This is a genomic window from Marinobacter sp. M3C, from assembly GCF_023311895.1.
Lineage (GTDB): Bacteria > Pseudomonadota > Gammaproteobacteria > Pseudomonadales > Oleiphilaceae > Marinobacter.
In genome coordinates this window covers 429717-456145 of sequence record NZ_CP092284.1, presented here as the reverse complement: position 1 = coordinate 456145, position 26429 = coordinate 429717, and the positions used below count along the sequence as shown (strand labels likewise).

23 protein-coding genes are annotated in these 26429 nt (G+C 54.4%); 10 read left to right on the top strand and 13 right to left on the bottom strand.

Going from position 1 to position 26429, the window contains the following annotated elements:
* Positions 1 to 88: 88 nt before the first annotated feature.
* Positions 89 to 1711: an NADH-quinone oxidoreductase subunit L gene (locus MIH18_RS02005; RefSeq protein WP_249013758.1), complete on the top strand. Its 1623-nt coding sequence runs from the start codon at positions 89 to 91 to the stop codon at positions 1709 to 1711.
* Positions 1708 to 4161: a DUF2309 domain-containing protein gene (locus MIH18_RS02000; RefSeq protein ID WP_249013757.1), complete on the top strand. Its 2454-nt coding sequence runs from the start codon at positions 1708 to 1710 to the stop codon at positions 4159 to 4161. Before MIH18_RS02005 ends, MIH18_RS02000 begins: the two co-directional genes overlap by 4 nt.
* Here the strand turns inward: MIH18_RS02000 and cysA are convergent.
* The 7 genes from cysA to MIH18_RS01965 all read right to left on the bottom strand — a co-directional run bounded on the left by cysA (position 4098) and on the right by MIH18_RS01965 (position 10799).
* Positions 4098 to 5234, bottom strand: a complete 1137-nt coding sequence (gene cysA / locus MIH18_RS01995; protein ID WP_249013756.1) for a sulfate ABC transporter ATP-binding protein — start codon at positions 5232 to 5234, stop codon at positions 4098 to 4100. The genes MIH18_RS02000 and cysA overlap by 64 nt on opposite strands.
* Positions 5231 to 6127 (bottom strand): sulfate ABC transporter permease subunit CysW, encoded by an 897-nt coding sequence (gene cysW / locus MIH18_RS01990; RefSeq protein WP_249013755.1) that lies wholly within the window; start codon positions 6125 to 6127, stop codon positions 5231 to 5233. Before cysW ends, cysA begins: the two co-directional genes overlap by 4 nt.
* A 4-nt stretch (positions 6128 to 6131) precedes the next feature.
* Positions 6132 to 7013, bottom strand: coding sequence for a sulfate/thiosulfate ABC transporter permease CysT (cysT, locus tag MIH18_RS01985; protein ID WP_249013754.1), 882 nt, complete (start codon positions 7011 to 7013; stop codon positions 6132 to 6134).
* 3 nt (positions 7014 to 7016) lie between these two features.
* A complete protein-coding gene (cysP, locus tag MIH18_RS01980; protein WP_249013753.1) occupies positions 7017 to 8030 on the bottom strand; it encodes a thiosulfate ABC transporter substrate-binding protein CysP in 1014 nt (337 codons plus the stop codon).
* A 184-nt stretch (positions 8031 to 8214) separates the two neighbouring features.
* Entirely contained in the window at positions 8215 to 8523 is a 309-nt protein-coding gene (locus tag MIH18_RS01975; RefSeq protein ID WP_249008752.1) for a cytochrome c, read from the bottom strand.
* 16 nt (positions 8524 to 8539) lie between these two features.
* Positions 8540 to 9730 (bottom strand): sulfite oxidase, encoded by a 1191-nt coding sequence (locus tag MIH18_RS01970; protein WP_249013751.1) that lies wholly within the window; start codon positions 9728 to 9730, stop codon positions 8540 to 8542.
* Between the two features lie 100 nt (positions 9731 to 9830).
* Positions 9831 to 10799 carry a beta-ketoacyl-ACP synthase III gene (locus MIH18_RS01965; RefSeq protein ID WP_249008754.1) on the bottom strand — a complete coding sequence of 323 codons (969 nt, stop codon included), beginning with the start codon at positions 10797 to 10799 and terminating at the stop codon, positions 9831 to 9833.
* Between the two features lie 334 nt (positions 10800 to 11133).
* Between MIH18_RS01965 and MIH18_RS01960 the strand changes: the two genes are divergently transcribed.
* Positions 11134 to 11880: a sulfite exporter TauE/SafE family protein gene (locus MIH18_RS01960; RefSeq protein ID WP_249008755.1), complete on the top strand. Its 747-nt coding sequence runs from the start codon at positions 11134 to 11136 to the stop codon at positions 11878 to 11880.
* A gap of 24 nt (positions 11881 to 11904) precedes the next feature.
* Here MIH18_RS01960 and MIH18_RS01955 read toward each other — a convergent pair whose 3' ends face one another.
* The 3 genes from MIH18_RS01955 to MIH18_RS01945 form a co-directional block, all read right to left on the bottom strand.
* Entirely contained in the window at positions 11905 to 13068 is a 1164-nt protein-coding gene (locus tag MIH18_RS01955; RefSeq protein ID WP_249008756.1) for an AI-2E family transporter, read from the bottom strand.
* 88 nt (positions 13069 to 13156) lie between these two features.
* Positions 13157 to 15757 carry an FtsX-like permease family protein gene (locus MIH18_RS01950; RefSeq protein WP_249008757.1) on the bottom strand — a complete coding sequence of 867 codons (2601 nt, stop codon included), beginning with the start codon at positions 15755 to 15757 and terminating at the stop codon, positions 13157 to 13159.
* Positions 15747 to 16400: an ABC transporter ATP-binding protein gene (locus MIH18_RS01945; RefSeq protein ID WP_249008980.1), complete on the bottom strand. Its 654-nt coding sequence runs from the start codon at positions 16398 to 16400 to the stop codon at positions 15747 to 15749. The genes MIH18_RS01950 and MIH18_RS01945 overlap by 11 nt, the downstream gene beginning before the upstream one ends.
* A gap of 111 nt (positions 16401 to 16511) precedes the next feature.
* Between MIH18_RS01945 and MIH18_RS01940 the strand changes: the two genes are divergently transcribed.
* The gene (locus tag MIH18_RS01940) at positions 16512 to 16865 is read left to right on the top strand and encodes a hypothetical protein (protein WP_249008758.1); all 354 of its coding nucleotides are present in this window, start codon (positions 16512 to 16514) and stop codon (positions 16863 to 16865) included.
* A gap of 97 nt (positions 16866 to 16962) precedes the next feature.
* Positions 16963 to 18003: a GTP-binding protein gene (locus MIH18_RS01935; RefSeq protein WP_249013750.1), complete on the top strand. Its 1041-nt coding sequence runs from the start codon at positions 16963 to 16965 to the stop codon at positions 18001 to 18003.
* Positions 18004 to 18139: 136 nt separating this feature from the next.
* On the opposite strand, the gene MIH18_RS01930 is transcribed toward MIH18_RS01935, so the two are convergent.
* Together MIH18_RS01930 and MIH18_RS01925 are read right to left on the bottom strand one after the other, a co-directional pair.
* Positions 18140 to 18946 carry a metal ABC transporter permease gene (locus MIH18_RS01930; protein ID WP_249013749.1) on the bottom strand — a complete coding sequence of 269 codons (807 nt, stop codon included), beginning with the start codon at positions 18944 to 18946 and terminating at the stop codon, positions 18140 to 18142.
* Positions 18946 to 19683, bottom strand: a complete 738-nt coding sequence (locus tag MIH18_RS01925) for a metal ABC transporter ATP-binding protein (RefSeq protein ID WP_249013748.1) — start codon at positions 19681 to 19683, stop codon at positions 18946 to 18948. The genes MIH18_RS01930 and MIH18_RS01925 overlap by 1 nt, the downstream gene beginning before the upstream one ends.
* Positions 19684 to 19836: 153 nt before the next feature.
* Here MIH18_RS01925 and MIH18_RS01920 point away from each other — a divergent pair, with 153 nt between their 5' ends.
* Complete coding sequence (locus tag MIH18_RS01920) at positions 19837 to 20841, top strand: zinc ABC transporter substrate-binding protein (RefSeq protein WP_249008762.1); 1005 nt, start codon at positions 19837 to 19839, stop codon at positions 20839 to 20841.
* 24 nt (positions 20842 to 20865) lie between these two features.
* Here MIH18_RS01920 and MIH18_RS01915 read toward each other — a convergent pair whose 3' ends face one another.
* A complete protein-coding gene (locus MIH18_RS01915; RefSeq protein ID WP_249008763.1) occupies positions 20866 to 22128 on the bottom strand; it encodes a tyrosine-type recombinase/integrase in 1263 nt (420 codons plus the stop codon).
* Positions 22129 to 22503: 375 nt separating this feature from the next.
* Here MIH18_RS01915 and MIH18_RS01910 point away from each other — a divergent pair, with 375 nt between their 5' ends.
* From MIH18_RS01910 to nuoC, 4 genes are all read left to right on the top strand, one after another.
* Entirely contained in the window at positions 22504 to 23223 is a 720-nt protein-coding gene (locus MIH18_RS01910; protein ID WP_249013747.1) for a Crp/Fnr family transcriptional regulator, read from the top strand.
* 200 nt (positions 23224 to 23423) lie between these two features.
* Positions 23424 to 23834: an NADH-quinone oxidoreductase subunit A gene (locus MIH18_RS01905; protein ID WP_249008765.1), complete on the top strand. Its 411-nt coding sequence runs from the start codon at positions 23424 to 23426 to the stop codon at positions 23832 to 23834.
* Between the two features lie 34 nt (positions 23835 to 23868).
* Positions 23869 to 24549 carry an NADH-quinone oxidoreductase subunit B gene (locus tag MIH18_RS01900; protein ID WP_249008766.1) on the top strand — a complete coding sequence of 227 codons (681 nt, stop codon included), beginning with the start codon at positions 23869 to 23871 and terminating at the stop codon, positions 24547 to 24549.
* Between the two features lie 91 nt (positions 24550 to 24640).
* The gene (gene nuoC, locus MIH18_RS01895) at positions 24641 to 26428 is read left to right on the top strand and encodes an NADH-quinone oxidoreductase subunit C/D (RefSeq protein ID WP_249013746.1); all 1788 of its coding nucleotides are present in this window, start codon (positions 24641 to 24643) and stop codon (positions 26426 to 26428) included.
* The last annotated feature ends 1 nt before the right edge of the window (position 26429 follow it).

Here is a 26429-nt window from a genome sequence, read left to right as displayed (position 1 = left end):
GTTACGTTCTTTATAAACTATTTTTTAAATGTATGCACGGTGGGCATAGTAGCGAGGTTGCCTAATTTGCTGTTCAAGGAGTTGCTGAATGAACCCCATCGCCACCGTCGTTGCAGAACTTGCCCTGTTGGGCTGGCTGCTAGTCCCGTTGTCGTTGCTGTTGCTTGCGGCATATGCCAACTGGACCAGCAACCCACGCAAACTTGCCCATTGCTGGACCGCCGCCAAGAGCTTATTCGTTGCCTTGATGGCCATCACGGGGTTTATCGGCCTGATGTTGTTGGCCGATGGCCCGGGCTTCACAACCGGCTTGCCGGATATTGGTGCCCAGTTTGGCCTGTTTCCCAGCGGCCTGGCATTGTGGATGTCGATGCTGGTTGGTTTTATTGGCTGGGTCATCATTCGTTACGCGGACGACTATCTGCGCGGCGACCCGGGCCGTGCGCGCTTTTTCCCCTGGTTTCTTATTACCTTGGCCAGCGTTCTGGTTCTGGTGTTGACCAACCACCTGCTGGTCCTTGTGGGTGCCTGGGTGGGCGTGAGCCTTTCATTTCACCACTTGCTTACCCTTTATCCCCAACGCGCCGCGGCGAACGCGGCCGCTTTGCAGAAGTTCATAATCAGCAGGGTAGGTGATGTGTGTGTACTCAGCGCCGTTTTGCTGCTGCACCATCACTACGGAACCTTTTATCTTCCAGAAATGATGGCCGCCGACGGCGGGGCTGGCCATTCGTTGGCGTTGCAATCCGCGTCTGTACTGCTGGCTATAGCGGCGCTGCTGAAATGTGCTCAGCTGCCAGTTCATGGCTGGTTGTTGCGGGTTATGGAAGCGCCGACGCCGGTTTCGGCACTGCTGCACGCGGGCATTATCAACCTGGGTGGTTTTCTATGGCTGCGTTTGTACCCAGTGTTTGACGGTTTTACCCCGGGCCACGGCGTTCTTCTTGTTGTCGGCGGTGTGACCGCAGTCGTTGCTGCGCTGGTGATGATGACGCAGTCATCAGTAAAGCACTCACTGGCGTGGTCTACGTCAGCACAGATGGGGTTTATGTTGTTCGAAATTGGTTTAGGCGCTTACACCTTGGCCTTCCTGCATCTGCTGGCGCACTCGCTGTACAAGGCGCATTCGTTCCTGGCCAGTAGCCGCACGGTTGTGGCCAGCCATTCGCTGGCAGGGTACGCCGGAGTGGAGCGGGTTCAGGTGATAAACGGCGTGCTTGCCGCCGTGGTCGCCGCGGTTATATTGTCGGCGGTGCCGGCACTGGCGGAAGGGAAACTGGTTCTGGGTACGCTGCTGGTGTTGGCGTGCACCGCTGCCGCACTGGGCATTCCAGCTTGGGTGAAGGCTCCGGTTCGAGCCAGCCTACTGCTTTGTACCCTGATGTTGTTGCCACTTTATAGCTTACTGCATGCGTTGCTGTCGCCGGCTCTGGGTTCAACCAGCAACTTGGTGCTTCCACTTGCAGCACAAGTGGCGGGCTTGGCCATCGTCGCTGCTCTGGCGGCTGGCTCTCTGATGATTTTGCTTAAACCGCAGAGCCGCATCAGCCAGGCACTCCATCATTACTGCTGCGAAGGCTTAGGGCTAGATCTGCCGTTGAACCGCATCAGTGCCGCATTGGCAAGAAAAACCAACAGCTTGAGCCTTCGCGGCGCCAAACCGACCAACCTAAACAAAGTTACCCCGTTGAGTTCAGGAGAGCGGTCATGAGCCCTAGCTACGTCGTACAAAATGAATTACAGGCGGCCGTAACTGCGGCTTGCGAGGCCATAGCGCCGATATGGCCACTGGACCAGTTTATTGCCGTCAATCCCTGGTGGGGAATGCGGAAGCAATCGGTGGCAGAGGCGGCCGATCAACTGCAGCGCCGTGGCGGTATCAGCATGTTAATGCCTGCGTCTTTTTACTTGTCGGCCTGGGACGGCGGGCGCATACGCCCCGAAGACGTGCAGGATGTGTTACAGGCGGTTGGCCCTGAACCTGCGCCATCGCTTGAAGACCTGCTGAAGCGCTTACGCGCGGGTGATTTTGTTCAGCCACGGGCGGCCTGCTCTATTTTCCTCAGCCATGAAGGCCTTGCGCCGGCCGGCGATGGCAACTCCCAAGAAGCCGTTGTACGTCAGACAGGTCGTTTCTGTGCCCGTTACTTTGACCAGCGCCAGGCACGCTGGGCTGCAGACAAGGAACACAGCCTTTACACGGCTTGGCATCAGCATGTAAATGCCAGCCATCTGGTAGACAAGCAGATTGGAGTCAAAGGCTTACAACGTATGCTTGCAAGCTTGCCGCAAGAGACCGAACAGGCCCTGGCACAACTGACCCGCGATCTGGCCCTGCCGCCCGCGGCGTTGGAAGCGCTTTGCCACGGATTGTTACTGGATATGATTGGCTGGGCGTCCTGGTGCCGCGGAATAGACTGGCGAGCCGAAAACCAAGGGGGCACCAGTAAGATCTGTCGTGAGCTGTTGGCTGTGTTGCTGGCATGGGAATGGGCAGGGTTCGCGCTTACCAATAACGCTACCCAGAAAGCTTGGCAAAGCCAGTGGTTTCTGGCAGCCAAGAGTGGGTTTGATGAGGACGGGCTCGATAACGGCGCAAACACTGACGGCCAACTTTGGTTGTGGCAGCAGGCGTTTGAGCGGGCCTGGCAGCGGCAGCTGCTATCAAGCCTGAATCTTGATGCGAGCCCGGTTGCCGCGGTAACGCCAGACGTTCAAGCGGTATTTTGTATTGATGTGCGTTCGGAAGTTATCCGGCGCAACCTGGAACAAGCGGACGGCGGTATTCAAACCAAGGGTATGGCCGGCTTTTTTGGCTTGGCGCTGGCCCATCAGACACTCAGCGACAAGCCTGGCATGCGTCAGCTTCCGGGCCTGTTGGAGCCGGCAATCATAGCCGCTGACACCACGGGTACCAGCCAGGGTGATAACGCACAGCGAAGCAAAACCAATCAGCAAGAACTGGTCCGTCAGGCGGTTCGCAGCGCCAAGTATGGCAGCTTGTCAACTTTTACCCTGGTGGAAACCACCGGCTTGGCCTGGGCCTGGAAGCTGGTGCGTGACAGTCTTAATATAGGAAATGGCAGTAAAGGTGAGGATCACGAGCCTGGCCAGCTGCGCATGCATCATGCCGGAACCGGAGATCCGCTGTCTGATGCGAACAAAATCCGCCTGGGCACCGATTTTTTGCGGTCGCTGTCGCTGACGGAACATTTTGCTCCGTTGCTGGTTCTGGTGGGCCATGGCGCGCGCACAGACAATAACGCTCACCACGCGGGTTTGGCGTGTGGCGCCTGCGGGGGCCGCAATGGCGGCCTGAATGCGCAAATTGTGGCTGATATGCTGAATGAACCGGTGGTGCGTGCAGGTCTGGAAAAAGAAGGTATCGTTATTCCGCAGGAAACTTGGGTGGTTGCGGGCCAGCACTGCACGGTGACCGACCAAGTGCAGATTATTCGCCGCAGCGCCTTACCAGGCAGTCATAGCGGTGTCATGTCGCGTTTTGAAAAGGCTCTTAGCATTGCTGGCACCAGCATGCGGAGGGAGCGGGCGACACCGCTTCAGCTAAACGGTTTGGGGGATGACGCGCTGCTGGCCGAACTGCAAAGACGTACCCGGAACTGGGCAGAGGTTCGCCCTGAGTGGGGTTTGGCCAATAACGCCGCAATGCTGATTGGCAATCGCACATTGTCGCGCGGACGCGACCTGGGTGGCCGGGTGTTCATGCACGATTATGACCCCGAGGCAGATGAGGATGGCAATGTACTGACCGCCATATTTAGTGGCCCTGTGGTGGTTGCCAGCTGGATTAATTTACAGTATTTCGCCTCGGTGACGGCACCGGAAACCTACGGTGCGGGCAATAAGCTGCTGCATTCGGTGATCGGCGGCAATGTGGGCGTGATTGAAGGCGATGGCAGCGATCTGCGGATTGGCTTGCCGTGGCAGTCGGTTCACGACGGCACGAACTGGCGGCACGAGCCCATGCGTTTAACGGTTCTGATTGATGCGCCTCAAGAGCGGATTGATTTGGCTTTGGAGCGCACCCCGGCGCTCGCCACACTGGTTAAAAACCAGTGGCTGAGTATGACCAGCCTTCAGCTGATCAAGCGAACCCGGGGTGCCAGTTCCGCTTCGGCCCAGTTGACCGTTGCGGGCTGAGCGTCGTTACCGGTAAACAGATGCCCGACCTCCGGCACTGCATAACGCAGATCGCCGCGAGTCGGGCGCTGACTGTTGAATTCAGCATGGCTGATACCCACTTCCCAGATGTTATTCGAACCTTCGCTGTGCCAGCCTTCAGGGCGTAACTCAACCCGCACTTCCGAGCCAATCAGGCTAACCGCTTCAATGCGTAGCGGCAAATTGGCGTGTGCCACCGGCGCTGTTGCCAGCCGCACTTCATGTGGCCGCAGGTAGAGCTGGGCGTCTCCCTTGTGCTGCACTCCGGGTAAGGTTACCCAGGCATTACCCTGGCTTAGGCTGCCTTGCCTTACCTGGCCAGAAATAACATTTACCTGGCCCAAAAAATCGAATACAAAGCGGCTCTCTGGCCGAGCGTAAAGCTCTATGGGTTCATTCACCTGCTCCACACGGCCCTGGCTCATAACCACTACCTGATCAGACAGTTCCAAGGCTTCTTCCTGGTCGTGGGTCACGAAAATGCTGGTGAAGTGGAATTCATCGTGAAGATTGCGCAGCCAACGGCGCAAGTCTTTACGTACTTTGGCGTCCAGCGCTCCAAAGGGTTCATCCAAAAGGAGAATTTTCGGTTGGGTCGCAATCGAACGAGCCAGTGCCACCCGCTGTTTTTGACCGCCGGACAATTGCGCCGGGTAGCGTTGGGCCAGGTGCGGCAACTGAATCATTTCCAACAGCTCGCTAACGCGCTTCTGAATATCCGTTTTTGACGGGCGCTGTTTGCGTGGCAGAGAATCCAGGCCGAAAGCAATGTTCTGTGCCACGGTCATGTGGCGGAACAGAGCATAGTGCTGAAACACAAAACCGATGTTGCGCTCGCGTACGTGAAGCCCGGTAACATCCTGGCCTGAAAACGAGATTTGCCCGCTATCTGCAGACTCCAGCCCCGCAATAATGCGCAGCAGAGTCGTTTTGCCCGAGCCGGAAGGACCCAGTAAAGCGGTGAGTTTGCCCTCGGGAATATCCAGAGAGACGTTATTCAGCGCCTGAAACTTGCCAAAGCGCTTGTTGATGCCATCAACGGTAATACTCATGAAGCGATCTCCTGTGCTTGCAGGCGGATCAGGGTACGAGCCTGCCGCCATTCCACAAAACCTTTAGCGGCCAGCGTAAACACGGCAATGCCGGCCAATAGTGATGCGCTGGTGAACGCGCCGACAACGTTGTAATCCTGGTACAACAATTCCACGTGTAGGGGCAGGGTGTTGGTTTGCCCGCGAATATTACCCGCCACCACGGATACCGCGCCAAATTCGCCTACGGCACGTGCATTGGTCAGCACAACGCCGTAGATAAGCGCCCATTTGATGTTAGGCAGTGTAATGGTACGGAATATTCTCCAACCCGATGCTCCAAGCACAACGCCGGCCTCTTCTTCCTCGCTGCCTTGCTGTTGCATAAGCGGAATCAGCTCACGGGCAACAAACGGGCAGGTCACAAACACCGTTACCATTACAATGCCGGGCCAGGAGAACATCAGCTGAATGTCATAGTCCGCCAGCCAGCTGCCAATCCAGCCGTTACGGCCATACAACAGCAGATACAGCAAACCCGCCACCACCGGCGACACCGCAAACGGGATATCAATCAGGGTGATCAGCAGTTTACGGCCAGGAAAACGAAACCGGGTGACCAGCCAGGCCAGCGCTACACCAAACACCAGGTTTAGCGGCACGGTTAAAGCGGCCACAAACAAGGTCAGCCCGATCGCGTGTAGGGTGTACTGGTCTAGCAGGTTATCAGCGAACGTGCTCCAGCCGGCGCTCAGGGCTTCGGTAAAAATAACCACCAGCGGCATAATTAAAAGGCCAGCGGTGACTGCGATGGCGATGCCAATCAGCAGCCACTTTATGGCCGGGCTGTCGCCAACGCGACGGTGTTGTAAGGAGTGTAAGGAGTGTAAGGAGCGGGCTCGGGTGCGTGCCATGGCGCTAGCGTCCTTCCAGGCGTTTGAGGTAGCGCGCTTGCCATACGGTAATGGCAAACAGCAGCACCAGTGATGCCAGCAGGATAACCGAGGCAATCGCGCTGGCCGCGGCGTAGTCGTACTCCTGCAGGCGGATAAAAATCATCAGACTGGTGACCTCACTGATGTAGGGCATGTTGCCGGCAATGAAGATAACCGCGCCAAACTCGCCAAGGCTGCGGGTAAACGACAAAGCCACACCGGTGACCAATGCCGGCCATAGTGCCGGGAAAATAACCCGGCGAAACACATGGGCGTCGCTGGCGCCCAGGCTTACGGCGGCTTCTTCATCTTCCGGTGCCAGCTCTTCCAGAACCGGCTGCACAGTGCGCACTACAAACGGCAGGCTGGTAAACGCCATGGCCACCACAATGCCCACGGGTGTGAAGGCGACGTCTATACCCAGTTTGGTTAAAAGTTGCCCGTACCAACCGTTTGCAGCGAACAACGTTGCCAAAGTAATACCGGCAACGGCGGTGGGTAGCGCAAAGGGTAGATCTACCACCGCATCAATCAGGCGTTTTCCGGGAAATTCATAGCGCACCAGAACCCAGGCCAACAGTAAGCCAAAAGCGCCGTTAAACAGTGACGCAGCTAATGCGGCCAGCGCGGTTACCTTATAGGAGGCCACAACCCGTGGATCAGTGATTACAAACCAGAATTCACTAAGGCTCATGGCCGACACTTCAATAACCAGCCCTGTCAGCGGCAGTAGCAAAACCAGGCTGATAAAGAACAGCGAAATGCCGAGGCTCAGACCGAACCCCGGCAATACCCGCTTACTGCGGCTCTTGGTCAGCGGCCAGCGCTGTGATTTCACGATGCTGGCCTGATTAGCAGAAGACATTGATTACTTACGACGCTGCAATTGGTCAAGTTTTCCGCCACTGGCAAAGTGCTCTTTAGTCGCGTTTTCCCAGCTGCCAGCAATGGCGTCTATGGACAGTAGTTTCACGTCCGGGAAGCGGTCAGACGTTTCTTTTTTCACGGTGTCGTTGTGCACGCGGTAGTTGAATCCGGCCAGTAGGCGCTGGGCGTCCTCACTATAAAGGTGCTCAAGATAGGCTTTGGCGAGGTCTTCGGTGCCGTTCTGCTTAACGTACTCGTCTATCCAGGTAACCGGAAATTCGGCCAAAAAACTGATCTTGGGCGTGACAACTTCGTATTCGCCGTTGTCGTAACGGTCAACCAGGTTCAGCACTTCCGATTCAAACGTCAGCAGAACGTCGCCAATTTCGCGTTCAATAAAGGTTGTAGTGGCGCCGCGACCACCGCTGTCAAATACTTTTACCTGACCCAGAAAATCCCGAAGGAACCCGTCAATTTTCTGCTGGTCGTCACCAAAGGTTTCTTGAGCGTAGCCCAGCGCAGCAAGATAGGTGTAACGGCCATTGCCGGAGGTTTTCGGATTGGGCATAACCAGAGCTACGTCTTCTTTTACCAGGTCGTCCCAGTTTTGAATATTTTTTGGATTACCCTTACGCACCAGAAATGCCATGGTGGAGTAATATGGGGAGCTGTTGTTTGGTAACCGCTCGGCCCAGTTTTCAGGAATCAAATTGCCGCGGGTGTGCAGAATGTCAATATCGGTGACTTGGTTAAAGGTAGCCACGTCGGCTTTCAGGCCTTGAATAATCGCTTGTGCCTGCTTGGAAGAACCTGCGTGCGACTGGCTGACTTCAACGCTGTCGCCGGTCTTTTCTTTCCAATATTCATTGAAATGCACGTTGTAAGCGGCGAACAGTTCGCGGGCGACATCATAGGATGAGTTCAGCAATTCTCGATCGGCCGATACAGCCGCGGGGGCAAAAAGTGAGGCGCTGAGCGCGAGGCCGGTCACCAGGCCTTTGAGTTTACGTTGCATGACATTCCCCTAAAACAGATGATGTGTTGAGGGGTAAGTTACCAAAGCGCGGTTAAAACTGGAAAGAATAAAGAATAACTAAAATATAAATTTTTGGAATAAGAGCGGGAGGAAGAGGTTCAGTCGATTACATGACAGCAAAAACCCCGGAGCCCGTGATAAGTGCGGGCTCCGGGGTTGGCCGTTACTGCTTGGAGGCTTCGGCGACGTAATGCGCCACCGCTTTCATCTGCTCTTGCGACAGGCTATCTGAAAAATCCGGCATAATGCCAACACCGCCGTTAAGCGCCTTCCAAACCTGCTCTTCGGAAGGCTTCAGATCATTGAAGTTGGGCCCAATAGCACCAGCCGATCCGGCGTCTGCCAGTGTGTGACAAATGGCGCAGGAAGGCTCAGCCTGATCAAACACCTGCTTACCCTGTGTGTAAAGCTCGTCTGCATAAGCGGTCCCTGCGCACAGACACAATATAAGACTAACAACCGCTATTTTCATAAAAGAGTTTTCACGCTCAAGACACGCTAACGGTGACGCCGTGATCTTGCCAACTGGCGTTGCCATAACCGCGTTCGTTCGGCGTACGCTCAGGTGGTTGAGTGTTGCCTTCAACATCGGTAGCACGGCTGACAATAAGATGCTCACCGGCCGGCAGATCGGTGCCCAGTACAAACGGACGCCATGCAAAAGGTCCTAAATCCGGCCCCAGGAAACGCGCCTGTTTCCAATTTTTGCCACCGTCGACAGAGACTTCTATTTTCTCAAGATCATTCACGCCGCCTAAGGCCACGCCATAAATCATATTACGACCAGTTTTTGCGCCTTCCAAAGGAGCCGTTATCCAGGATTTGACCGGCATTTCCCACATGGAGGGTTGGTCCGGGGCGCCTTTTACGCCAACGTCGCGAAGTCGATAGCCCGAGGCCTGGATTTTGGCGTCGGTCTGGTCTTTTGTGAAAGAAATGTTTTTGACGTATTTAACGTTGTTAACACCGAAGTAGCCCGGTACAACGAATCGCAATGGTCCACCGTGGCTCAACGGCAGCGCTTGGTCGTTCATTTCCCAGGCCAGCAGAACCTGATCCAGAGCCTGGACGGGCACTGACCTTTCAACCATCAGGGTTTTCGGGTCCAAACCTGCAGGCAGAGTCTCGCCGCCCGTGGCGGTTATGTAACGGGCATCTTCGCTGTTGCCACCCAGTTCTTTGATCACATCGCTTAGGGGCACGCCTGTCCAAACGACACAGCCTGCAGCACCGGTTGCCCACTGGGTTCCGCCTGGGCCATGGGTAAAGAAAGCTCGGCCATTGCCGGAACATTGCAATACAGACGCAACCGACGTCACATTCATTTTTTTCAGATCTGCAACCGTAAAGGTTTTGGGCGAGGCCACACCCTCGATGGTGACTTCCCAGGCATCCGGGTTATCCGTGATTCCGTCGGGCGCGGGCAGGTTGTTGCGCACAAACAAATGGGTGCTTGGCGTTACCACGCCGCTACCAATGGCACCGCGCTGGGTTTCCATGGTGTTCGCGCTGTGCACGATCAACGCAGATTGATCTTTCCATTTCACGAAGTCAGGCAGGGTTTTGGGCTCGTCGGCGCGCGCCAATGGCACCATGCCTAACAAGCTAACAGAGACCATGGCGCCGGCGCTGCCAACCAGTAGCCGTCTACGGCTGAGGCTCGCAGGTTGGGATGTCATAGCTTGAGTATCCCGAGGTGACATTTTCATCATTTCTTCCTTTTATTTTTTTTGATGCACATCGGGACTAAGCTTAAACCAGCTTCTTATATGCTGCCACTTAAAAACGTAGTAACGCAGACCCCCAGGTAAAACCGCCGCCAAACGCTTCCAGTAAAACAACCTCGTTACGCTTGATCCTGCCATCACGTACAGCTTCATCAAGGGCCAGAGGAATAGACGCTGCTGAGGTATTGCCATGCTTGTTAACGGTTACCACAACCTGATCCATCGGCATGTTCAGTTTTCTAGCGGTCGCTGCGATAATCCGCATATTAGCCTGGTGGGGCACAAGCCAATCAATATCCGATTTTTTCATATTGTTGTGAGCAAGGGTTTCATCAACAATTCTACCCAGCGTGTTTACCGCCATTCTGAAGACTTCATTCCCTTTCATTTCCACATAGCCCAAGCCTGCCTTGAACTTTTCAGGATTTTCGGCGATGCCACATGGCACGTGAAGAAGTTTTTCATAGCTGCCGTCGGCGTGAAGATGGGTGGACAAAATCCCAGTTTCATCACTGGCTTCAAGAATAACCGCACCGGCGCCATCGCCGAACAACACGCAGGTACCACGATCGCTCCAGTCGATAATACGAGAGAATACCTCTGCACCAATGACGAGCACTTTTTTGCTGGTTCCCGTTTTGATGAATTTATCCGCGGTGGCCAGCGCGTACACAAAACCGCTGCATACAGCCTGAATGTCAAAAGCGGGACAGCCTCGAATTCCCAGGCGTGCCTGCAGAATACAGGCGGAGCTTGGGAATACTTTATTGGGCGTAGAAGTAGCAAACACGATCAGATCAATATCCGCAGCGTATATTCCGGCGGCCTCTATGGCTCTTAAGGCAGCCTGTTCGGCCAGGTCAACGGTGGTTTGACCTTTCACCGCAATATGGCGCTGTTCAATGCCGGTTCGTTCGCGGATCCACTGGTCCGTGGTGTCCACGGTTTTTTCTAGATCCTTATTGGTCACAATCTGGTCCGGCAGGTACGAGCCGGTGCCGGTAATACGTGCGAAGGTCATTCGTAACTTCCTGCAGCATTGATTTTTTGTCAATCCGCCATGCTATACCGGTCTGTACCAGCGGCGTTATTAGCGATTTGTCGGTTGAACGTTAGTTTGTCATCTTGCAGCATGGCAGCGACGGCTAGTTAGGTCTAGATTTAATCTTCGACTCGACCGCAATACACTTGAATGGAACGGAATTATGACACAGGGACGTTTTGTAAAATCTACCATTAGCTTTTCTGGTGCAACCTCCGTTAGCCTTGCGTTAAGCATTCAAGCTTGGAGCCGTCACACATCTTCTACCGCGGCAGCTCGCAAACCCTTGGTTCAACATTGATATGGTCACCGAATGACACTCACTGAAATGGTTTTGCTGGCTGCCCTGGGTGGGGTCGCCGGCTTTATTAATGTGCTCTCCGCCGGTGGCTCAATGCTCACCTTGCCCTTGCTGATGTTTCTGGGCCTACCGCCTCAGGTTGCTAATGGCACCAATCGGGTCGCTATAACGTTGCAGAGCATTACCGCCGTTGGCAGTTTTTTCCGTAACGGACACGGTCAGCTGGGTATTGGTTTGCGGCTGGCTGTGCCTGCCGTGCTGGGGTCATTGCTTGGAGCTTGGCTAGCGACAGACGTCTCCGCAGCCGTTTTTGAATTCATTCTGGTTGCCGCTATGATCGCCACTTCGACATTTTTGCTGCTGCCCGCTCCAAAGCTGGACACTCGTCCGTTAACCCCCGAGCGACTCGGCCCGGTGATCTACGCCGCCATGTTTGTGGTGGGTCTTTACGGTGGATTTATTCAGGTGGGGGTAGGGGCGCTGTTTATTGTCGCGCTGCACCGTATGCTGAAAATAGACCTGCTTCAGGTAAACGTGCTCAAAGTCTTCATCATTCTTCTATATACCATCCCGGCACTGGCGATATTCGCCGGCAGTGGGCAAGTACGCTGGGCGATGGGTTTGACGCTGGCCGCAGGTAATATTGCCGGGGCGATCATTGCGGTGAAGGTCAATGTTGGGCCACGGGGTGCACAGTGGGTGAAATGGCTGACTCTGATTATGGTGTGCGCCATTATTATTCGCCTGATTGTCGCGTAATTGCCGGCTGACCATTGTGATCTTTTACTTCCCCAGCAATTCACCCAGGGGCTTCAAGTTGACCACCGAATCACACAGGGATTTTGTCATCATCAACAAGGGCGTGGCGACAATTAAACCGACCGGCCCCCACAACCAACCCCAGACTAATAACCCAATAAAAATAACAACAGCGTTTAGGCTCGACATCCGCGCCGTTAATACCGGTGTCAGTATGTTGCCCTGAATACTGGTAATGATCAGTGAGGTGCAAGACACCACAATGGCCATATTGAGAGTGCCAAACTGAACAAACGCTGCTACACCCGTGCTCAAGAAAATTAGCACAGGCCCTAAATAAGGAACGGCACTGGCGACACCGGCGAGTACACCCCATAGGCCGGCTTGTTCAAAGCCCAAGGCCATGAACGCCAGCCAGGTTATAACGCCTACAAAAACGGAACCGATGAGCGTCACAAACAAGAAGCGCCGTACCTGATAATGAAAGTCGGCCATGATATGGGCCGCTTTGCGCATACGGCCAAACGACGGCCCGGCAATTCGCACAACTTTTAAACGGTAGAGCTTGCCCACAGCCAACAGGAAAAACACCAGCAGCAGCACTGATAGCACCTGCGAAAACAGCACCAATGCCGCGGGTGAGCCTTGCATAATGAAATTGCGAAGGTCAAAAGGTTCCTTTGCAACGCGCACCAATGTAGCCCGAGGCCCAGAATGGTCTGTTTGATCGTCTGGCGACGTCGTCTCTTCAATTTTGGCTGCGGCCTTTTGCGCCTTGTCCATGACGCTGGCTTCTGCTGCCGGCTTTTTGGCCTCTTCACGCTGAAAGCGCTCAACCGCTTGCGGAATTTTGTCCAGCAGATCCATCGCCTCATTTTTCAAAGGCACGCTTGCGGCTGCGCCTATGGCTATAACTATAGTGATCACCAACCCAGCGGAAAGAGTTCGCGGCAGTCGTAAACGTTCGAGCCCTGTTACCAGCGGGGCGAGCGCATAGCTGATCAGCACTGCCACCACCAAGGGCAATAAAATGGCTTGCGCCCAGTCGATAAAAACCAACGTTGCGATGGTCGCTATAATGACCAGTGACACGCTTTGCACGTTTACCGCCTGAGTCATTCCTTGGGAAGCGTTTAGGGGGTTCCCATTGGTTTTATCGGGCTCTTTAGAACCGGTCTGTGCTGTCATGAACCTGTGCCTGGCAGATTGGTGAAATGGGGTCATTTCAGTCTAGTCAACGCAGAGACACAAGCCTATACATTTTGTTAATAGCTACTCAACCTTCCCGCAGCAGCAGGGCCGGGTTCAACCGCAGCGCCCGCAGTGTTGGCAGCAGGCCTGCCAGCAGGGCAAGCGAACTGACGGCACCCGCCACCAGCGCGCCAAGCCACCACAGATCGCCTGCTGGCAGTTTTAGCAGCATGCTTGCCAGTGGTAGGGCGATCAGCGCTCCGAGTGCAGTTGCGAACACGGTAGAAAGCAAGGTAAGTAACCCGGTTTCCAGTAACATGGACTGCCGAATAGCCTGGTGCCTGGCGCCAAGGCAGTGAAGCAGGTTGGCCTCGTAGAGCTGTCGTCTGCGACTGACACCGACCACACTGGACAGCACAAGAAGACTCGCCGTCAGGCTGACCATGGCAACGGTGGCAAGGCCGGCCGCCGCCTTGTTCAGCAGATCACCAGCTGTTTCGAGCCAGTCGGCTGTGCGCAGGGTAATCACATTCGGAATGTTTCTGGCGAGCCACTGCTGTGACGTTTTTGCAGCTCGGTCGGTTTGATAGACCACGCCTACGTACCTGCCAATCAATTCGTCCAGCGCGCCATCTTGCAGAACGCCTTCGAACCAGAATCGGGTTTGAAGGCCTTTTTGCTGGTATAGGGCTCTGATTTCGGCGGCAATTGTCTGGCCCTCAGCCTGAAATTCCACCCTGTCGCCTACCGTCAGCCCAAGCTGGTTGGCTTCCCGATCTTCCATCGCCATGAAGGCGGGCTTACCCTCTGGTGCCGGTGACGACCACCAGCTGCCACTGACGAGTTCTAGATCCTCCGGGTTTCCAGACAGATAACTGAGCTTGTACTCATCACCCATGGCCTCGCGTCTGGCTTGCGAGTTGTCGGCCAGAACATCGGCGATTGGCTCATTGTTGATCGCTGCCAGGCGGCCACGAACCAATGGCAACAGTTCAATCTGGCTGGCCGGATCAAGGGATTCGAGGCCAGACTTGAGCGGGTCAATCTGATCAGAAAAAACTTCATACAGAATCAGGGCAGGTGCTTCCGCCGGTATCGTGGATTCCAGCGCTCGAAGGAGGGTGCCTACAAGCAGAGTGCAAGCCACCACAAGCGTCAGCGCGGTGCCCAGCGAGAGCAGGGTTGCCCGCAATGGTGAATCTGGCCTGTGCAAATTGGCCAGCGCCAGTCGGCGGGCAAAATTTCGACCAGCAAAGCCGCTGTCTTCCAGAGCTCTGGCAGCGCGTTGCAGTCCCTTGACCAGACCTTCCAGCAAGCCCCAGAGCACCACAACAGCCAGCAGGAACAGGAACCCGAGTTGTGGAGAGGGCAACCAGAGCAGAGTGGCGGCAATGTAGACCACTAGCAGAAGATAACTCGCTATCCGCCAGCTACGAGGCTCATGACTGGCCGCCTGAACCCGGCCTCGGAACAGCCCGGCCGGCGACGCAGCAAGTGCTCTGGCCAGCGCCGGCAGTGCGAACACGTAAGCCGTCAGCACAGCAAACAGCCAGCTCAGCAGCAACGGCACCACCCAAAGAGCTATCCACTGGCCAGCCACACCAGCGTCGCCAGATCCGGGCAGCGCAAAGGCATCGCCGGCCAGGCCAATAGCTGCAGCAGACAGCGCCAAGCCGATGGCGCCGCCGATGATGCCTGCCAGGCTGCCCAGCAGGCCAATCTGCAGTAGATAAATGCCCACTAAAGGCCTGCGCCGCAAACCCAGAGTTTGCAGTGTGGCGATGGTGCCAAGCTTTTCGTCCAGGTAGGCATGTATGCTGTTGGCGACACCCAGGCCGCCAATGAACAGCGTGGTAAAAGCGATCAGAATGAGCGCCGTTGCAATCTGGTCAAGCCGTTCGGACAAGCGTTCGCTGCGCTCGGCAAAGGTTGTGGTATCCCAGCGAGTATCGGGAAACGCCTGCTCGAATTCATCCAGCCAGACGTTCAGGTTGCGGTCAGTCTGCACCCGGTACTCGTAGTCAACGCGGCTGCCGGGCCGGATCAGCCCGGTTGCCTCTACCGCCGCTTCGGAAATCATGATCGGTAAACCGCGCCAGTTGGCATTCAGGCTACGATCCGGTTGCGCCTCAATCAGGCCGCTGATGCGAAAAGTTGCTGCGCCAATCTGTATCTGGTCGCCAATGGACTGGCCCAGACGCTCAGCCAGCAAAGGGTCGATGATGGCCCCCCAAAGATCATCCTTGGGTGCCGTGAGTTCCGACAGTGGTTGGTCGGGCGTCAGTTGTAGCTCGCCGTAAAGCGGGTAGGCGGCATCAGGAATCAGTATCTCGGCTCTGACGAAGCTTGCGCCTCCGTCTTCACTTGAACCACTGACCGTTGCACCACTAACCATAGTGTCTAGCTCTCGAACCAGCGAGAGGCTGCCGGTCGCACGAACCCATGCAAGCACTTCATCCGGCAGAGGCTCACTGGCTTCCAGCTCGACGTCGCCGCCTAGAAGCATGCGGGTATCCGCTAGCAGACTCTGCTCGATAACCCGGTAGAGACTGGCCGTGGCAGCCACCAGGGTAACGCCCAGTATGAGGCAAGCCAGAAAAACCTTGAGCGCGGAGATGCGCGAGCGCAGATCCGAGATCGCGAATTTCAGCATCCAGAACGGTCTTGCGGATGTTTCAGATTTCATAGAGGTGCCCGCCGTCCATCCGAACCCTGTGCTGACAGCGTTCCGCGACACGCTCGTCGTGGGTCACCAGCACCAGCGTAGACTTGCTTTTCTTATGCAGGTCGAACAGCAGCGAAAGCACTTTCTCGCCGGTTTCCTGGTCCAGATTGCCGGTAGGCTCGTCACCCAGCAGCAAACTCGGCTGATGTACCAAAGCCCTGGCAATCGCGACACGCTGCTGCTCGCCACCAGACAGTTGCGACGGATAGTGCTGCAATCGATGGTTCAGCCCAACGGCCTCTAACATGGCAATAGCTTGCTCACGGGCGTGGGCTTGCCCGGCAATTTCAAGCGGCAGGCTGACGTTACCCAACGCGCTGAGGCCGGGCAGCAAATGAAACGACTGAAAAATAATGCCGAGGTGTTTACTGCGCCAGTCGGCCAATGCATCTGAATCCATGTCACCAAGGCGCTGACTGCCAATCAGGATCTCGCCCTTGTCCGGGCGCTCAAGACCAGAAAGCAGCAAAAGCAGGGAGGTCTTCCCGCTTCCGGATGGGCCAGTAATCGCCAGTGTCTCGCCGGGTGGAACCTTGAGTGATGCGTTATTGAGCACTGCGACAGCACCTGATTCTGTTGGATATGTAAGGTAAATGCCGCTCATTTCGACGCTGGTGGACACAGAGGCTCCTTGTTTTGTGATTAATGCGAATCTGATCTGTTCGTCATGTTACTGTATAACACTATGAAGCCTAATAAACGTGAACTTAAACACATGGAACGACAGCTTGTTGTGGCGCTCACCGAAGCCTGCGAGGCTGCAAAAACGGAAATACCCGGTTTTTGCTGGCTTACCCACGATAACGGGGCAAATCAGTTTCCGGCGGGCCTTCGAGTGACCTGGATTTTTGATACCCGGGCCAACCTTGAGCAAGCGCTTGTGGATGGATTTAAACAGTATGCGCGTGTGCGGACCCTGGCCGCGCTTGAACAAACCGGCCTGGACCCAGGCATCATTTCCAATTGCCTGCAGTTCGACAGCGAGGAAGCCTGCACGAATTCCCAAAAGGGTAACTGGTTGGCGCGGCTGGCGCAGTTACGGCGCATCAGGCATTTAGGTGACAACTGACGATCTGCTGGCCGGTATTCTGCCGACAGCCGCTTAGTATTTGCCAACTCGATCCCCGATAACTTGAGTGAAAAGTGTCAAATCAAAGAGTTCCAGCATGAAAATCACTAAAGCAGTACCAACCAATATCATCACCGGATTCCTGGGGGTGGGCAAAACCACTGCCATTTTGCACCTGTTGGCCAATAAACCCGCCAATGAGCGTTGGGCGGTATTGGTCAATGAGTTTGGCGAAATAGGTATCGACGGCGGTTTGATGGCTGGAGGCCAGGGGGCTCAAACCGGCGTTTTTATCCGCGAGGTACCCGGCGGCTGCATGTGTTGCGTTTCAGGTTTGCCCATGCAAATGGCGTTGAACAAATTATTGATGGCGGCAAAACCAGACCGGTTGCTCATCGAACCAACGGGGTTGGGGCACCCTCAAGAAGTTATTGAGTCTTTGCGCCAGCCGCATTACGCAACCGTTATTGATTTGAGGGCGACGCTGACCTTGATTGATCCTCGGCGCATACGAGATTCGCGTTATACCCGGAACGCCACATTCATACAGCAAATTGCAGTAGCCGATGTACTTGTGGCGAATAAATCCGATCAGTGTACGGATGAAGACTTTTCTTCCCTGGACGCTTACCTTTTGGAAAAAGCCAGTCACGAAAAGCCGTTATATCGAGTGAGTTTCGGGGAGATCCCGTTCACGGCTCTTTTGGCCCCTTCTGCCCACGCAACGTCCGAGCCTGAATCGTCGAGGCGCTTTACGATGCCCGCATTATCAAAAAACGTCGTTGGGCAATCCGAATCCACAGAGCGTTCAGATCACAGGCCATTGCCTAAGGGTGATTACATTAAAATCAAAAAACAGGCTGACGGTTTTACGTCGGTTGGCTGGCGTTTTCACGCCAGTATTCTGTTTGATAGGGGCCGGTTGTTTGAGTTCTTTTCCGGTCTTACCCTTCAAAGGGTTAAAGCCATATTCATTACGCCAGACGGTGTTTTTGGCTATAACTTCAGTGATCAGGCGTTAACTGAGGTGGAGTTGGACGAAGCCCAGGAGAGTTGCATCGAAGGCATCGACAATGACGAGACGGTTTTTGAAGGTTTCGAAGCGAGCCTTCTGGCCTGCAAGGTCCGCGTCAGTTGATGTCTGGATGCCCATCATCAATAGCGACGACAACGAAAACGATCGCCAATGACAATAGGGTCTTATGGGTAAGTGTAAAAAAGTGTCGAAATAACATGGTTGCGAACTGTCTCCCCGAACTGCCTATAATCGCCCGTCAGGCATGAGTTTTTTGTGGCTGGATGAAGTACCGGAAAACGCTGGATACACCGAAAAACACAGCGACAATACAGACGATTGTTGGACCTGTCGGGGTGTCCATAACGTAAGACGCCTGCAAGCCGGCCAGTGAGGCACCGCACCCGATAATCGCTGCAATAATGGCCATGGTTTCTGGCGTTCTGCTGAAGGGGCGAGCCGTCGCTGCCGGTATGATCAGCATGGCGGCAATCAGCAACACTCCCACTACCTTAATGGCAACAGCCACAACAACCGCTAACGATAAGGTGAGAATCATTTTCTCTCGCTTGGGCGAAATGCCACTTGCGCAAGCGAGTTCAGGGTTAACGGTTGATGTAAGCAGAGCCGACCAGCGCCAACCAACCAGTGTGAGAACAAGGGCTGCGCCACCCCAAATAACACCAAGGTCAAGGGTGCCGACAGAAAGAATGTCACCAAACAGATAGGCCATCAGGTCGATGCGAATACCCGACAAAAAGGAGACTGCCACCAGGCCAAAAGCCAGCGAAGAGTGCGACAAGACACCAAGCAGGGTATCCATGGCGTAACCGCGTTCACTCAGAATTGTAACGGCCAGAGCCATTAACAGCGATACCACCAAAACCCCCGCAAATATTGGTATGGATAACGTGAGTGACAAAGCTACCCCCAGAATGGCGGCATGTGCGGTTGCATCGCCGAAAAAAGCCATACGTCGCCAAACAATAAAGCAGCCAAGCGGCGCCGCGGCGATTGCGACACCGAGGCCGGCGAGGGACGCACGAAACATAAAATCATTGAACATTAAAGAGCTTCCTCGTGCCGAGACGTCGCATGGCCATGGTGGTGGTTCTGGTTATCATAGCTAGCGAACATTTCTGCATTATCGAGGCCGAATAATAATCGATACTCGGGAGTAATCTTGACAACCTCAGGCGCGCCTTCGCAACAAATACGGCCGTTCAGGCAGATAACCCGATCCGATGTTCGCATCACAGTGTGCAGTTCATGGCTGACCATCAGGATGGCGCAACCCAGTTCCTGCCGCACCCGCTCAATCTGTCGGTAAAAGTCTGCTGAGCCAGAGTGATCCAGCCCTTGGGTGGCCTCATCCAACAAAAGCAGATCGGGTATCTCTATAAGGGCCCGGGCCAGCAAAACGCGCTGGAACTGTCCTCCGGACAAGGTACTTAACTGATGTTTGCCAAGGCCTGACAACCCCGCTTGCTGGAGAGCAGTCTCCATGTCGTCCTTTTGCTGGCGTTTAGGAAGCGATAGAAACCGATAAACCGTCATTGGGAGGGTTTCATCAATATTAAGGCGCTGTGGAACGTAGCCGATGATCTGTTTACCGATAATTTCAACCTGACCGGACGTGGGTACCTGGGCGCCGATAATTGCGCGCAGAAGCGTCGATTTTCCTGACCCGTTCGGGCCAACAATCGTCACAATTTCGCCCCGCTCTATATGGATATTAATGTCTTGCAGCACACTGTTCCCGCCAAAATTAACGGACAGGTTTTTGGTGGCAAGGACTCTCATTTGTTTTTCCATCGAAAACAGGTCTCACACATCCGCACAGGTCTGCAGCTTTTTTCAGCTTTCACAATATAAGTCTCTCTTTTCGCGTTTTATATATGTTATAACATAACATTAAAGCGATAAAGCTTCCACCAGGAAAAAGGCTGAAAGAGAATGAGAAAGCGCCAAAAATTAATGACTACTGCGTTTTTAGCGACCTTGCCGTTTAGTGCAAACGCTGTCCCCAATGTAGCGACCGACATCACACCCATTCACTCCCTCGTGTCGCAGGTAATGGCGGGAGTAGGCACGCCGGATCTGCTTGTTCAGTCTGGCGCTTCGCCGCATAACTATTCGCTCAGCCCGTCGGAAGCTCAAGCCTTACAGGACGCGGACCTCGTGTTCTGGGTAGGTGAGGGCCTGGCACCCTGGCTGGAAAGGTCTCTGGATAACCTGTCTCCCGATTCAAAAAAAGTCGAGTTGCTGGAGGCGATGGGCACAACGACCTATACCTTCAGAGAAGGAGCCACGTTCGGCGCTCATGAGGATAGCCATCATGACGGAGAAAAGGAGGGTGAGCACGACGCTCATGATGACCTCCATCATGGTGAAGAGAAAGAAGATGAACATAGTGAAGGCCATCATCATGAGCACAGCGGTACTGACCCGCATGCGTGGTTAGACCCCGCCAACGGAAAGGTCTGGCTTGATGTGATAGCCGCGGCTCTGGCAGAAAAGGATCCTGACAATGCCACTCAGTATCTTGAAAATGCAGCGACGGGAAAAGCTGACATTGATGCCGCAGTCAGTCGTATTGAAATCACCATAGCGCAGCTCAAGGATAGACAATTCATTGTTTTTCATGACGCCTACCAATACTTTGAAAAACGCTTTGAGATTCCGGCAGCAGGGGCGATCTCGATCGGGGATGCATCAAAACCAAGCCCGGCCCGCATTGCAGAAATCAGAAAAATTGTGACGGATTTAAACGTCAACTGCGTGTTCACTGAGCCGCAATACAATCCAGGTATCGTTAAGGCTGTTTTTGGCGGAACGGGTGTTAATACGTCTGGAGTTATTGACCCATTAGGATCAGGCCTGGCTACCGGTGCCGACCTGTACCCGGACTTACTGATCGAGATCGCGGACGGGTTCCAATCATGCCTTGGAAAGAAATAGGGGACTACGAACCCTCAACTTTTCTCATACTTTCCGCTCGCGGCCTTCAAACCGCTTTCGGGCCTGATCCGAGTTAACGTAAACCGACTCGGTAAAAGCCGCGCTGGCATGGCCGAGTTCTTCGCTGATGTGGCGAATATCCGCACCGGATTCGATGGCCTGGCTGGCGCCGGTGTGGCGCAGGTAGTGAGTTTCTGACCTTATAGCTTCAAGCTGTCTGGCTTCGTCAAAAAAACCGGCGTCCTCCATGCGCGCAACAGCGAACATAACGGCCTGCTCGTAAATGCGTTGAACCTGACGTTTGCCCAGTGCTGTGCCATGGGTTGAGGGTAGGACAGGGTGGTGATCGCCCGGGTCTGGCATAGGCGATGGCAGACCCAAGTAGGCGCGCCAACGTTTTAAGAAGGGCAGGTAGGCATCGGGCAGGGTGACTGAACGGGCTTTATCACCTTTACCAAACACAAAATACGACCAATATTGCTCGCCTTGAATCACTTTCCGGCGGAAATCACCAAAAACCGGAATCCGTTCTGCGCCATCCTCTAGCGGGCGCGGCGCCAACTCGCCAACTCGAAGAAACAACGATTTCATGGTTACGATCACAAACAAATGTCGCTCACATTTGGGGTTTTGATCGGCTTCGGTAACCAAGGTCTCTAGCAACCAGGACCACTGCCAATCGGTTAGCCGGCGCACAGCAACTTCGAGATCTTTGGCGAGTTGCGGTTTGGCGCGACGATCACGGCGGCGTAGATCGTTAAGCGGGTCTGTTAGCAGATATTGCTGATAAACCAGATATTTAAAGAAGGTTTGTAAAGCAGTTCGGCTAGCGTTCAGGCTGGCTTGGCTGGCATTGTAAACGGCGTTTTCATCACTGGAGCGCAACGCGAACGGACGCCATTGCCGGTTTGGTAGGCGTAAACCGTTGGCATGGGTGAAAGCCGAAAACACGCCGCGAGCAATCCAGCTATGCGGTGGATTCTTCAGGGTCTTGAAATACGCAGTCACAACATCGGCGTCGGTTTGCGCCAGCGTGCGTTTGGTGGTTACCCAAAGATAATTCAGAAAACGCTGAACCTCACCGCGAAAGCGTGAAAAGGTTCCAGGTACATCGGCGTATTTCATCAAAAATTGGCGACTAATTTCATAATCGTCGCGCAGTGTGGCTAAGGGCTGAGGTAAGGACGCCAGAAATGTCGGTATGGATGGGTGGCAATGAAAGTCTGACAGATCTTCAAGGTAATGAGCGGTATCGAACAGCGGCTGACCGGTAAAGGGTGCTGACACGTTAGTCCTTGATATCGATGATTTTTGGATTGCGCCGCTAATCTAATCCTTTTAATGTTCGATTTGGCCATTATTTTCAATAAAGGTCTGAAAATAATCATATTGAGGTTATTCCGCTTCGGCCGGTTGGTGCCCGGCGACGCGCCAGCCACCGCCAAGGGCTTTGTAAATGTTTATAACGGCAACGAGTTCAGCACGTTGCCTGGCAGAAATTTGTGTTCTCGAGAGGCGTAAACCTCGTGGTTGCATCAGCATGCGGATCCACTGAGTTGTGTTTGCTTCGTGTTGTTATTGACGTGTATAACTATTTGGCGATCGCCATTTTTTCTGGCATGGAATGGTCCAATTAATTGTAGCTCTGCTACTGAGGTCGGTATGAGTTCTAGCGCTGTTCCCGAGCAGAATCGTCTGCTGGCCGCTTTGCCGGCGGGTGTCAGAAAGCGGTTTTTTTCCCGTCTTAAGTTAGTTGAACTCGAACTGGGTGATGTGATTTACGAATCTGACCAGTCCCTTGAGTTTGTTTATTTCCCCACCAATTGCATTATTTCGCTGCTTTACGTGATGCGTGATGGTGCTTCCGCCGAAATCTCGGTTGTAGGGAGCGAAGGCATGGTTGGCGTTGCAGTGTTCATGGGTGGCGAAAGCACCCCCACCCGGTTGGTTGTGCAGAGTAAAGGCTTCGCATACCGGATGTCCTCGGTAGACTTAAAGGAGGAGTTCAATTCCAATGCCGAGATACGGGCGTTGATGCTGCGCTTCACCCACGCACTGATCATTCAGATGTCTCAAACGGCCGTGTGCAATCGTCACCATTCCATTGATCAGCAATTATGTCGCTGGCTGTTACTGTCTCTGGACCGCCTCGGGGATAACCGCCTGAACATGACCCAGGAACTCATCGCCAACATGCTGGGTGTTCGCCGCGAGGGTGTCACTGAAGCCGCTGGTAAACTGCAGAAGCTGGACGTTATAAAATACCATCGCGGTCAAATAACCGTCATCGACAGGCCGGCACTCGAAGTGCTTTGCTGCGAATGCTACGCCGTGGTCAAGCGAGAAACCGACCGTCTGTTTTCCTACGGCATCACTCCTTAGGCCATGAAATTGTCCGTTATCACACGGGCTGGCTCAAACTCCTATGATCTATTACATGTTGTTCAGAAATTTTGACAAGATCTTAAACGCCGTCTAGATTTTGAATTCAGAAGAGAGTTAAATAAGTACATCGCGATTGGGTCGCCGCTATGGGTGAACCACTTTAGCAGGTACACCCAGAAATCGTGATCAGGACAACTATGCAACAGAATGCGACTGCGTTGATTGCGGAGTATTGGGCCATCGGGCTTTTCGTCTTAGCCGTCATCGGCCTGTGCGCTTTTATGATCGGCGTGTCCGCGCTGCTTGGCGGGCGCAGCCACGGACGCAGCAAGGACTTGCCCTTCGAAAGCGGCATTATCGGCACGGGTAGTGCACGTCAGCGTTTTTCCATTCAGTTCTATCTGGTTGCAATGCTCTTTGTGATCTTTGATATCGAAGCCGTGTTCCTGTTTGCTTGGTCTGTGTCGGTGCGAGAGGTAGGCTGGAGCGGTTTTTGGGGTGCGGCGGTGTTTATTCTGATACTTCTCGCCGGTCTGGTTTATGACCGCCGTGCCGGTGCATTGGACTGGGCTCCCCAAGGCAGTGATCGGCCGCATCGAGGAATGTAATCAGTTATTGGCTTTCATCTGAGAGGCAAACATCATGGCGTACACCCTAACGCGGGTTGAAGATGCACTTGCAGCGGAAAATGCACACTATCCTTTAGGTAAGCGTCAACGCGTCGAAGACCCCATGCAGCAGCAGGTGCACCGCAGTGTGTTTACCGGCAAGCTTAAAGACGCGCTCAACTCGACGGTCAACTGGGGGCGTAAAAACTCTTTATGGCCGTACAACTTTGGACTGTCTTGCTGCTATGTCGAGATGACCACAGCGTTCACTTCGCCCCACGATATCGCTCGTTTCGGTGCGGAGGTGATTCGTGCCTCCCCGCGCCAAGCAGACTTTATGGTGATTGCCGGTACCTGCTTCGTCAAGATGGCGCCGATTATCCAGCAGCTCTATGACCAAATGCTTGAGCCCAAGTGGGTGATTTCCATGGGCTCCTGTGCCAACTCCGGCGGCATGTACGATATTTATTCAGTGGTGCAGGGCGTTGACAAGTTTCTACCGGTGGATGTTTACGTGCCGGGCTGTCCGCCGCGTCCGGAAGCTTTTTTGCAAGGATTGCAGCTACTGCAGGACTCCATTCAAGAAGAACGTCGACCGCTGTCCTGGGTAATTGGCGATCAGGGCGTGTACCGCGCCGAGATGCCGTCCCAGCGCGAGAAGCATCGCGATCAGCGTATTCAGGTGACGGAACTGCGCACACCAGATAGCGTTTAACCCAACTACCTGCCATCAGCGTCGCAAGATTATGGGTGGGTTCCAGGCTGGCATTCTTACCGCATTCCAGAGTGAGAGGGACTTTGCCAAGATGAGCACTGCTAAAACCGACACCTTCAAGACAGCCGCTACCGATCACCGTGCAAGTTCCCTTGTGGCGTTGCTGCGAGAGAAATTCGGCGATCAGGTGCTTTGTGAACAGGCCACCTTAACGGGCATGCCGGTGTTGTGGGTGAAACGCAGCGCACTGGTCGAGGTTCTGGCTACGCTGCGTCGGTTGCCCGAGCCATTCGAGATGCTGTTTGATTTATCCGCTGTGGACGAGCGCCTGCGCAGTCATCGGCACGATCTGCCGAAGGCCGACTTTACGGTGTTCTATCAACTGCTGTCGGTTTCCGGTAATCGCGACATCATGCTCAAGGTAGCACTTTTTGAACACGATCTGTCGCTGCCCACAGTGATCCCGGTCTACCCCAACGCCAACTGGTATGAGCGTGAAGTATGGGACATGTTTGGCATTCGCTTTGAGGGTCACCCCAACCTGTTTCGCATTCTGATGCCGTCTACCTGGAAGGGACATCCGCTGCGCAAGGATCATCATGCCCGGGCAACGGAGTTTGATCCTTATACCCTGACGGTTGAGGGTCAGGACAGGGAGCAGAAGGCGCTGCAATTCAAACCAGAAGAGTGGGGCATGCGGCGCCAAAGCGATGATACCGATTTCATGTTTCTCAATCTGGGGCCCAATCATCCGTCCGCTCACGGCGCTTTTCGCCTTGTATTGCAGCTCGACGGCGAAGAAATTATCGACTGCGTGCCGGATATTGGCTACCACCACCGCGGCGCGGAAAAAATGGCGGAACGCCAGTCGTGGCACAGTTTTATTCCCTACACCGACCGTATCGATTACGTCGGTGGCGTGATGAACAACCTGCCTTACGTGCTAGCGGTAGAGAAGCTCGCCGGCATACAGGTGAACGATCGCATCCAAACCATTCGGGTGATGATGGCGGAGTTGTTTCGCATCACGAGCCATCTGCTATTTCTTGGCACCTATTTTCAGGACCTCGGCGCCATGTCGCCGGTGTTCTACACCTTTACCGACCGCCAGAAGGGCTACGATGTGATCGAGGCGATCACAGGTTTTCGCATGCACCCTGCCTGGTTTCGCATCGGCGGCGTAATGCAGGACTTGCCGAAAGGCTGGGACAGGCTCATGCAGGGCTTCGTTAATTGGATGCCTGCCCGCCTCAAGGAATACGAGCGAGCAATGATGGAAAATTCACTGGTTCGCGATCGTACCAAGCACATCGCCGCTTTTGATACGGCCAACGCCCTGGCCTGGGGTGTTACCGGCCCCAATCTGCGCGCTACCGGCTGCGACTTCGATCTGCGCAAAAAGCGCCCTTATTCGGGGTACCAGAACTTTGACTTCGAGATACCACTGGCCCACAACGGCGACGCCTTTGATCGCGGCCAACTGCGTATTGATGAGATGCGCCAGAGCGTGAGAATTCTTCAGCAGTGTGTCAACCACATGCCTACAGGCGATTACAAAGCGGATCATCCACTGACCACGCCACCGCCCCGGGAGCGCATGCTCGAGCACATCGAAACGCTGATTACCCACTTTTTGCAAGTGTCTTGGGGCCCCGTATTGCCCGCTAATGAGTCGCTACAAATGATCGAAGCCACTAAAGGCATCAACAGTTATTACCTGACCAGTGACGGCAGCACCATGAGCTACCGCACGCGCATTCGTACACCGAGCTTCCCGCATCTGCAACAGATTCCCGTATTGATGCGCGGCGGCTTTATACCGGATTTAATCGCGCATCTGGGCAGTATCGATTTTGTTATGGCCGACGTGGACCGCTGAA